This window comes from Streptomyces sp. NPDC056361, from assembly GCF_042262805.1.
Classification (GTDB): domain Bacteria; phylum Actinomycetota; class Actinomycetes; order Streptomycetales; family Streptomycetaceae; genus Streptomyces.
The window spans coordinates 1-9538 of record NZ_JBHJQI010000133.1 but is presented as its reverse complement, the minus strand read 5'-3'; the positions used below and the strand labels follow the sequence as shown (position 1 = coordinate 9538).

Genomic DNA, 9538 nt, shown 5'->3' with positions numbered 1-9538 from the left:
GCGAAGCCGAGCGGCTCACCACCGAAGCCGTCGAGCTCATGGAGACGACCGAACAGGACGCCCAGCGCCTGCGCGCCGAGGCCGAACAGGTCAAGATCGACGGCGAGGCGCACGCCCAGGCCCTGCGGAACGCCGCGCTGGCCGACGGCGAGCAGGTCCTCGACGACGCCCGCAAGGCCGCCGACAAGCGCCGCGCCGACGCCGCCGAACAGGCCGACGCCCTCCTCGCCGAAGCCACGAGCGAGGCCGAGCGGCTCACCCGCGAGGCCGGCGAGCTCTCCGACATGGTCACCGCGGACGCGCGGGCCGAGGCCGAGCGGGTCGCGGCGGAGGCCGCCGAGCAGGCCGCCCGGACCGTCGCCGAGGGCGAGCGGGCCAAGGCCGAGGCGGAGGCCGGGGCGGTCGCGACGACGTCCGCCGCGCAGCAGGACGCCGAGCGGATCCGTGCCGAGGCCGAGCGGGTCAGGACGGACGCCGAGGCGGCGTCCGAGCAGATGCGGTCGGAGGCCCGCGAGGAGGCGGACCGGACGCTCGACGAGGCGCGGGAGGCCGGCGCCCGGAAGCGTTCGGACGCGGCCGAGCAGGCCGACCAGCTCATCGCCAAGGCCCAGGAGGAGGCGCTGCGCGCCACCACGGAGGCCGAGTCGCAGGCGGACACGATGGTCGGCGCGGCCCGCAAGGAGGCCGAGCGGATCGTCGCCGAGGCGACCGTCGAGGGCAACTCCCTGGTGGAGAAGGCCCGCACCGACGCGGACGAGCTGCTCGTCGGGGCGCGCGGCGACGCCACGGCCATAAGGGACCGGGCCGAGGAGCTGCGGGGCCGCGTCGAGGGCGAGATCGAGGAACTGCACGAGCGGGCGCGGCGCGAGACGGCCGAGCAGATGCGGACGGCGGGCGAGCGCGTCGACAAGCTGGTGACGGCCGCGACGGAGCAGCGCGCCGAGGCGGACGAGAAGGCCAAGGAGCTGGTCTCCGAGGCGAGTTCGGAGGCGAGCAAGGTCCGCATCGCCGCGGTCCGCAAGGCCGAGGCGCTGCTCAAGGAGGCCGAGCAGAAGAAGGCCTCGCTCGTCGCGGAGGCCGAGGGCATCAAGGCGGAGGCGGAGCGGATCCGGGCGGAGGCCGAGGCCGAGGCGGAGCAGACCATCGCGGAGGGTCAGCGCGAGCTGGAGGTCCTGGTGCGGCGTCGCAAGGACATCAACGCCGAGATCTCCCGTGTCCAGGACGTACTGGAGGCGTTGGAGTCATTCGAGACCCCGTCGGTGGGGGCGAAGTCTGCCGGGGCGGCGGGCGCCAAGGCGGGCGCTTCGGCGGGCACCACTCGTTCGAGTGGCAAGTCCCAGGACGGCTAGCCACTCAAAAGGCTGGACATTCTCCAGATCAAACGGGCATACGCTCGATGACACGCCGCTTCGGCCCCTAGGATTCCCTCTAACACCTCACCGGTCTCATTCGACAGGAAACCCATGAGCGACACATCCTCCCCCTTCGGCTTCGAGCTCGTGCGGCGCGGTTACGACCGCGGTCAGGTGGACGACCGCATTACCAAGCTGGTGTCCGACCGCGACAGCGCCCTGTCCCGTATCACCTCGCTGGAGAAGCGCATCGAGGAGCTCCACCTCGAGACGCAGAACGCCCAGGCGCAGGTCACCGACGCAGAGCCGTCGTACGCGGGCCTCGGCGCCCGGGTCGAGAAGATCCTCCGGCTCGCCGAGGAGGAGGCGAAGGACCTGCGTGAGGAGGCCCGTCGCGCCGCCGAGCAGCACCGCGAGCTGGCCGAGTCCTCCGCCCAGCAGGTCCGCAACGACGCGGAGTCGTTCGCGGCCGACCGGAAGGCGAAGGCCGAGGACGAGGGCGTCCGGATCGTCGAGAAGGCGCAGGGCGAGGCCAACTCGCTGCGTGCCGAGGCGCAGAAGGACGCGCAGTCGAAGCGCGAGGAGGCGGACGCCCTCTTCGAGGAGACCCGCGCCAAGGCCGCCCAGGCCGCCGCGGACTTCGAGACCAACCTGGCGAAGCGCCGCGAGCAGTCGGAGCGGGACCTGGCCTCCCGTCAGGCGAAGGCGGAGAAGCGTCTCGCGGAGATCGAGCACCGTGCCGAGCAGCTCCGCCTGGAGGCCGAGAAGCTGCGTACGGACGCGGAGCGCCGGGCCCGTCAGACGGTGGAGACCGCGCAGCGCCAGGCCGAGGACATCGTGGCCGACGCGAACGCCAAGGCCGACCGGATCCGTTCGGAGTCGGAGCGCGAGCTCGCGGCGCTGACGAACCGCCGCGACTCCATCAACGCGCAGCTGACCAACGTCCGCGAGATGCTGGCGACGCTGACCGGTGCCGCGGTGGCCGCGGCCGGCTCCCCGATCGACGACGAGCGCGCGGCCGGTGTCCCGGCCCAGCAGTCCCGGTAACGAGTCGGCAGCACCTTCCGAAACCCCCTGTCATTCCGGTGGCGGGGGGTTTTGCGCGCCCGTAGGTTGGTACGCATGATCGAGCTTGAGGGCCTGACCAAGCGCTACGGGGCGAAGACAGCGGTCGACCATCTCTCCTTCCAGGTGCGGCCGGGCGTGGTCACCGGGTTCCTGGGGCCCAACGGGGCGGGCAAGTCGACGACGATGCGGATGATGCTCGACCTGGACAACCCGACGAGCGGGACGGTCCGGATCGACGGCAAGCACTACCGGGAACTGGCGGAGCCGCTCAAGTACATCGGGGCGCTGCTCGACGCCAAGGCGATGCACGGCGGCCGTTCCGCGTACAACAACCTGCTGTGCCTCGCGCAGTCCAACCGGATCCCGGCGGGGCGGGTGGACGAGGTGCTCGACCTGGTGGGTCTGACGCCGGTCGCGAAGAAGAAGTCGAAGGGTTTCTCCCTCGGCATGGGCCAGCGGCTCGGCATCGCCTCGGCGCTGCTCGGTGATCCCGAGATCCTGATGTTCGACGAACCCGTCAATGGTCTGGACCCCGAGGGAATTCACTGGATCCGCAATCTGATGAAGGCGTTGGCCGCCGAAGGCCGAACGATCTTCGTTTCCAGTCATCTGATGAGTGAAATGGCGCTGACGGCCGATCATCTGATCGTGATCGGCCAGGGAAAGCTGCTGGCCGACACGTCGATGGCGGATTTCATCCACCAGAATTCCAGGAGTTTCGTGCGCCTGCGTTCTCCGCAGCAGGAACGCCTGCGGGATGTGCTCCACGGCAGCGGATTCATCGTGGTCGAGGCGGGCAACGGCACCCTCGAGGTGGACGGGGCGACGACCGAGAAGCTGGGCGAGCTGGCCGCCGAGAACGGTCTGACCCTGCACGAGCTGAGCTCCCAGCGCGCCTCCCTCGAAGAGGCCTTCATGCAGATGACGGCCGGTGCGGTCGAGTACCACGCGCACGGCACCGACGTACACGGCGCACCGGCGCCCGGCCCCCGGTGGGGCGCGAACACCGAGTCGGCCCCCGACTCCCCCGACTCCTATGACTCGACCTCCGAGGGAGCCTGATCGATGGCAGCGGCATCCGCGGTCCTCCAGTCCGAGTGGACCAAGATCCGGACGGTGTCGTCGACCGTCTGGACACTGGCGAGCGCCTTCCTCGTCACGATGGCGATGGGCGCGGGGCTGAGCGCCCTGGTGAGCTCCACGTTCGACGATCTGAACGAGGCGGAGCGGATCACCTTCGACCCGACCCTGGTCAGCTTCTCCGGGATGGTCCTCGGCCAGCTGGCGATGGTGGTCTTCGGTGTCCTGGTGGTGGGGACCGAGTACTCGTCGGGCATGATCCGCACCTCGCTGGCGGCCGTGCCGCAGCGGGCGACCTTCCTCTTCTCGAAGATCGCGGTGGCGGGCGGGCTCGCCCTGCTGGTCGGGCTCGCGACGAGCTTCGTCACCTTCTTCCTGGGGCAGGCGCTGCTCGGCGACCACCGTGCCTCGATCAGTGACGACAACGTGCTGCGCGCGGTGTTCGGCGCCGGGCTCTACATGGGCCTGATCGCCGTGTTCTCCATGGGCGTGGCGACGATGCTGCGCTCGTCGATGCTGTCGCTCGGCATCCTGATGCCCTTCCTGCTCCTGGTCTCCAACATTCTCTCGGCGGTGCCGAAGGCCAAGGAGGTGGCCCAGTACTTCCCGGACCAGGCCGGCGCGAAGATCATGCGGGTCATCCCCGACGCGATGAACTCGGAGAAGGCCCCGTACGGGCCCTGGGGCGGGCTGGGGATCATGGTGCTCTGGGTGGCGGCCTCGCTGCTCGGCGGCTACCTGGTGCTGAAGAAGCGGGACGCCTGATCCCGTGGCGGACGGGCCGATCCCGTAGGGGACGGCCAGGGAATCTCCCGGAGGTTCGGCGGAAGTTCCCTTCCGCTTCGCCGGAACCGTCAATGGCTGGATAAGCTCCTAGCTCATACGGGGGGCTCCGGCCGCAGGCCGCCACGCCCCGACATGGATGCGACCGACCTGTCGATGGGGCTGGAGAATGATCGAGGCAGTCGGCCTGACGAAGCGCTACGGCGCCAAGACGGCCGTGTACAACCTTTCCTTCCAGGTGAGGCCCGGTGTGGTCACCGGGTTCCTGGGGCCCAACGGGTCGGGCAAGTCGACGACGATGCGCATGATCCTCGGGCTCGACCAGCCCACCGCCGGGCAGGTGACGATCGGCGGCCACCCGTTCCGGCAGCTGCCGAACGCGCCCCGGCAGGTCGGCGCGCTGCTCGACGCCAAGGCCGTGCACGGCGGGCGGAGCGCGCGCAGCCACCTCCTGTCGCTCGCGCAGCTCGCCGGCATCCCGGCGCAGCGCGTCGACGAGGTCCTCGGCGTCGTCGGCCTGCAGGACGTGGCCAAGCGCCGCTCCAACGGCTTCTCGCTCGGCATGGGCCAGCGCCTCGGCATCGCGGCGGCGCTCCTCGGCGACCCGCAGGTGCTGCTCTTCGACGAGCCGGTGAACGGCCTGGACCCGGAGGGCATCCTCTGGGTCCGCAACCTGATGAAGAAGCTGGCCTCCGAGGGCCGGACCGTCTTCGTCTCCAGCCACCTCATGAGCGAGATGGCGCTGACGGCGGACCACCTGATCGTGATCGGCCGCGGGCAGCTGCTCGCGGACATGAGCGTCACGGACTTCATCTCGGCGAACTCCGCCGACTTCGCCCGGGTGCGGACCCCGCAGACGGAGCCGGCGCAGCGGGAGAAGCTGACGGCGGTCCTCACCGAGGCCGGCGGCCAGGTCCTGTCCGAGCCGGACGGCGCGCTGCGGGTGACGGGCCTTCCGCTGCCGAGGATCAGCGACCTGGCGCACGGCGCGGACGTGCGGATCTGGGAGCTGTCCCCGCACCAGGCGTCCCTGGAGGAGGCGTACATGCGGCTGACGCAGGGCGCCGTGGACTACCGGTCGACCGACGACCGGCTCGCGCACCTCCAGCCGGCCCCGCACCCCGGTCAGCAGGGGTACGGGATGCCGCCGCAGCCGGTGGTCCAGGACGTGCCGCAGCAGGGCTGGTACGCCCCGCCGCCGCCCGGGCAGAACCCGTACGCCGGGGCACCGCAGGCGCCCGCGCCGGGTCCGTACGCGCCGCCGGCCGCCGCGCCGTCGCCCGTCCCCCAGCCGACCACCCCGCAGCCGAGCGACACCCCCAAGGACGCCCGATGACCGCCCCCGCCCAGCCCCCCGCTCCGGCGCCGTACACGTACGTCTCCCCCATCCCCGTCCGCCGGGCGCACCTCGGTGACGCGCTCGCCTCCGAGTGGACGAAGATCCGCTCGGTGCGGTCGACGATGTGGACGCTCGGCGTCATGATCCTGCTGATGCTGGCCCTCGGCCTGGGGGTGGCGGCCATCGCCGCGGCCTCGGACGCGCCGATGGGCGAGGAGTCCGCGCTCGGGTTCGGCTTCTTCGGCATGCTGCCCGCGGCGATCTGCGTGATCACGCTGGGCGTGCTCACCATCGCCTCCGAGTACGGCACGGGCATGATCCGTACGACCCTGACGGCCTGCCCCAGCCGGGCCCGGGTGCTGACGGCGAAGGCGATCGTCTTCTTCCTGCTGGTCTTCACGGTCACCACGGTGGTCGCGACGCTGGTCGCGGCGGCGCAGGTCGCCATCGTGGACACGGCCGCGGACCCGTCGGCGGGCGAGTTCCTGCGCGCGACGGTCGGAGCGGGCGCCTACCTGGCCCTGCTCGGTCTGCTGTCGCTGGCGATCGGGACGGTGATCCGCCACTCCGCGGGCGCGATCACGGTGATGATCGGCCTGCTGCTGCTGCCGCTGGTGGTGGCGCTCTTCATGTTCTCCGAGGCGCTCAAGTCGGTGCAGGAGTGGCTCTTCACGTACTCCATCCCGTCGCAGATGATCGCGCTGTACGCCGACCAGCCGCCCTTCGGCAGCGACGGCCCGGCGGGCTGGGAGCCGCTGTTCATCCTGGCGGGCGTCACGGCCGTCGCCCTCGGCGGCGCCTTCGCGCTGCTGAACAACCGGGACGTGTGAGTCCGCCGGGTACTGCGGCTAGTACTTCGGCGCGTTGCGGGACCGCTGCACCTTGCTGGTGCGGCGGTCCTTCGCGTTCCAGCAGGCCTTGTGCCAGTGGCGCCGGTCGTCCACCCCGCCGTACTCCGGCCAGGCGACCACGTGCGGGGCGCCGGGCGGGATCTCCTGGTCGCAGCCGGGGCAGCGGTAGCGCTTGCCCGGGGAGCTGGCGCCGGCGACCAGGCGGACGTACCACTCCTCGCCCTGCCAGGTCTCGGTGCGCTGGACGCCGCCGTACCGGTCGCCGTGGTCGACCTGCTGCTGCTCGGGCTTCTCGCCGCCTCGGGAGCGGTTGTGGCGCGGGGACACGGGCACACCTCACGGGGTCTGGGAACACGGACCGTTCTCTCCAGCCTACGGGCCGCGACACGGTGCCTCGGGCCCGTCCCAGGACGGCTTAGCGGAAAATCGCAAGAACTTCATGAACGGCCGTTGCCTTTGGCACGTGCACGACGTTGTTGCCCTTGCGAGGGGAGATACGCGTCGGCCGCAAGGAGGCAGAAGGCGATGCGCGTGGGTACGTTCGTTCTGGCCGCCCAGTTCCCGGGCCAGGGACAAGGAGAGGCGCTGCACCGTGCGGTGCGCACCGCCGAGGTCGCCGAGGAGGCGGGGCTCGACTCCGTCTGGCTGGCCGAGCACCATTTCGTGCCGTACGGGGTGTGCCCGTCGGCCGTGACACTGGCCGCGCTGCTCCTGGGCCGCACCCGCCGACTGCGGGTCGGCACGGCGGTGAGCGTGCTGCCGAGCGTCCACCCGGTCGCCCTGGGCGAGCAGGCGGCGCTGCTGCACCTCACCTCGGGCGGCAGGTTCACCCTCGGGGTGGGCCGGGGCGGCCCCTGGGTCGACCTGGAGGTGTTCGGCTCCGGCCTCGCGGCGTACGAGCAGGGCTTCCCCGAATCGCTCGACCTGCTGCTGCGCTGGCTCACCGAGCCCAGCGTGGGCGCCCGGGGCGAGCGGTTCTCCTTCCGCGACGTGCCGGTGGTGCCACGACCGGACGAGCTGATCGACGGCCCGGCCCGCCCCGAGGTGGTGGTGGCCTGCACCTCGCCGAAGAGCGTGCGGCTCGCCGCCGAGCGCGGCCTGCCGATGCTGCTCGGGATGCACTGCGGCGACGAGGACAAGGCCGAGATGGTCGCGGCCTGGGCCCGCTGCGCACGGGAGGCCGGGCGGGACCCGGACGAGATCGCGCGGATCGGCGCCTGCCACGTCTCCGCGGGGGTCGCGCAGCTCGCCGACCGCGGTCCCGACGCGGCCGAGGCCCTGGTGAAGGCGATGCCGGGCTGGCTGCGGCAGGGGCTCGACGCCCATGTCACGGTCGACGGCAGGCACCGGGCGATGCGGGACCCCGTGGCGTACACGGAGCTGCTGTGCGGGATGCACCCGGTGGGCACGCCGCGGCTCGCGGCGGACCGGCTCGCGGCGACCTCGGAGCGTACGGGCATCACGCGCTTCGCCCTGCTCGCGGAGGGCTCGGGCGACCTCGCGGCGACCGAGGAGAACGTGCGACGGCTCGGTGCGGAGGTCCTGCCGCTCCTGGTGTGATCCCCGGCACGGCCGGGACCGTGCCGCCGCTCCGGCATCTCCTGGCGACGATGCGCGTCGGCGCGCATCGATCGCGACCTCCCGCGATGCGGAGCGGCAGCACCATGTCTCAGCAGTCGCGGAGTTCGGGCGACTGGTTGAGAAGCTGCCCCCGTACGGATGTGAAGCGGGCGAGCCGCTCGTCCACCGCCGGGTCCAGCGGGAACACCGCCACCCGGTGGCAGTTCTGGAAGGCGAGACGCACCCCGAAGTGCCGCTGGAGCGCGCCGCGGATGGCGTCGCTGGCGAGCGCGCGCAGCAGCTGACCACGTGCCTGCTCATTCGGCGGCGGCGTCTGGTTGTCGGCGAACTCTCCGCCGTCGACCTTCAGCTGGGCCACCAGAGAACTGATCATCTCCCATGCGTAGGGCAGGGAGGTCCGGACGCAGTCGACGAAGTCGGCTTCGTCGACCTCGCCTCGCTCGGCCTGTTCCAACAGTGCCGGTGAGACGTCGAGCGACATGGGTTCTCCTCTCGCGACCCCGCGGACGGGGTCTTGCGGGCAGGGACGAAGGCCTGCCCGCCCGACACGCAGCGTGCACGGACGACGACCTCCAGCTTCCACGGTAAGCGCGCAGGTCCGACCGCACCAGGAGATTGGGAACACAACCGGCTGATAACCGACGGGTGTTCGGCTCATGACCGTGCTCCGGCGCATCCCGGAGGCCGCTCGGAGCGTCCCCGGGCGATGCCCGAATCGCGCGGAAGAGCACCCGTCTTGTAGCGTTGCCGACCATGCGTCTCGTCATTGCCCGTTGCTCCGTGGACTACGCGGGCCGGCTCACGGCCCACCTGCCCTCCGCCCCCCGTCTGATCCTGGTCAAGGCAGACGGCAGCGTCTCCATCCACGCGGACGACCGGGCGTACAAACCGCTCAACTGGATGTCCCCGCCGTGCACCCTCAAGGAGGGGGTGGACGGCGAGGAGGGCGTCTGGACCGTGATCAACAAAGCGGGCGAGAAACTGATCATCACGATGGAGGAGATCCTCCACGATTCCTCACACGAACTGGGTGTCGACCCTGGCCTGATCAAGGACGGTGTCGAGGCGCACCTCCAGGAGCTGCTCGCCGACCGCATCGAGACCCTCGGCGAGGGCTACACCCTGATCCGCCGCGAGTACCCCACCGCGATCGGCCCCGTCGACATCCTGTGCCGGGACGCGGACGGCGGGACGGTCGCGGTGGAGATCAAGCGCCGCGGCGAGATCGACGGCGTCGAGCAGCTGACCCGCTACCTGGAGCTGCTCAACCGCGACCCGCACCTCGCGCCGGTCAAGGGCGTCTTCGCGGCCCAGGAGATCAAGCCGCAGGCCAAGGTCCTCGCGACCGACCGCGGCATCGGCTGCGTCGTCCTCGACTACGACGCGCTGCGCGGCATCGAGGACGACAAGCTGCGGCTGTTCTAGGGCCTGCCGTCACAGCGGCACGGAGTACGGGGACGGCCCCGGGCGCGAAGGACGCGCCC

At 71.3% G+C, this 9538-nt stretch carries 9 protein-coding genes and 1 pseudogene; 8 read left to right on the top strand and 2 right to left on the bottom strand.

Translation table 11 applies throughout. From position 1 onward, the window contains the following. The 6 genes and pseudogenes from ACFCY7_RS31725 to ACFCY7_RS31700 all read left to right on the top strand — a co-directional run. Positions 1-1349: pseudogene (locus ACFCY7_RS31725) on the top strand (hypothetical protein); the annotation flags it as partial. 114 nt (positions 1350-1463) lie between these two features. After that, positions 1464-2399 carry a cellulose-binding protein gene (locus ACFCY7_RS31720; protein WP_017236114.1) on the top strand — a complete coding sequence of 312 codons (936 nt, stop codon included), beginning with the start codon at positions 1464-1466 and terminating at the stop codon, positions 2397-2399. A 75-nt stretch (positions 2400-2474) separates the two neighbouring features. Beyond that, positions 2475-3482: an ABC transporter ATP-binding protein gene (locus tag ACFCY7_RS31715; protein WP_376489509.1), complete on the top strand. Its 1008-nt coding sequence runs from the start codon at positions 2475-2477 to the stop codon at positions 3480-3482. Between the two features lie 3 nt (positions 3483-3485). Continuing rightward, positions 3486-4265, top strand: a complete 780-nt coding sequence (locus ACFCY7_RS31710; RefSeq protein WP_376489508.1) for an ABC transporter permease — start codon at positions 3486-3488, stop codon at positions 4263-4265. 187 nt (positions 4266-4452) lie between these two features. Further along, positions 4453-5619, top strand: a complete 1167-nt coding sequence (locus tag ACFCY7_RS31705) for an ABC transporter ATP-binding protein (RefSeq protein WP_376489507.1) — start codon at positions 4453-4455, stop codon at positions 5617-5619. Then, positions 5616-6452: an ABC transporter permease gene (locus tag ACFCY7_RS31700; RefSeq protein ID WP_376489506.1), complete on the top strand. Its 837-nt coding sequence runs from the start codon at positions 5616-5618 to the stop codon at positions 6450-6452. Before ACFCY7_RS31705 ends, ACFCY7_RS31700 begins: the two co-directional genes overlap by 4 nt. A gap of 18 nt (positions 6453-6470) precedes the next feature. Here ACFCY7_RS31700 and ACFCY7_RS31695 read toward each other — a convergent pair whose 3' ends face one another. Next, on the bottom strand, positions 6471-6800 hold the full coding sequence (locus ACFCY7_RS31695) for an ATP/GTP-binding protein (protein ID WP_376489505.1): 330 nt from the start codon (positions 6798-6800) through the stop codon (positions 6471-6473). 198 nt (positions 6801-6998) lie between these two features. Here ACFCY7_RS31695 and ACFCY7_RS31690 point away from each other — a divergent pair, with 198 nt between their 5' ends. After that, positions 6999-8033: an LLM class flavin-dependent oxidoreductase gene (locus ACFCY7_RS31690; RefSeq protein ID WP_376489504.1), complete on the top strand. Its 1035-nt coding sequence runs from the start codon at positions 6999-7001 to the stop codon at positions 8031-8033. A gap of 109 nt (positions 8034-8142) precedes the next feature. Here ACFCY7_RS31690 and ACFCY7_RS31685 read toward each other — a convergent pair whose 3' ends face one another. Next, positions 8143-8535 carry an SCO5389 family protein gene (locus ACFCY7_RS31685; RefSeq protein ID WP_017236120.1) on the bottom strand — a complete coding sequence of 131 codons (393 nt, stop codon included), beginning with the start codon at positions 8533-8535 and terminating at the stop codon, positions 8143-8145. Positions 8536-8807: 272 nt separating this feature from the next. Between ACFCY7_RS31685 and nucS the strand changes: the two genes are divergently transcribed. Next, a complete protein-coding gene (gene nucS, locus ACFCY7_RS31680; protein WP_376489503.1) occupies positions 8808-9479 on the top strand; it encodes an endonuclease NucS in 672 nt (223 codons plus the stop codon). Positions 9480-9538: the final 59 nt, after the last annotated feature.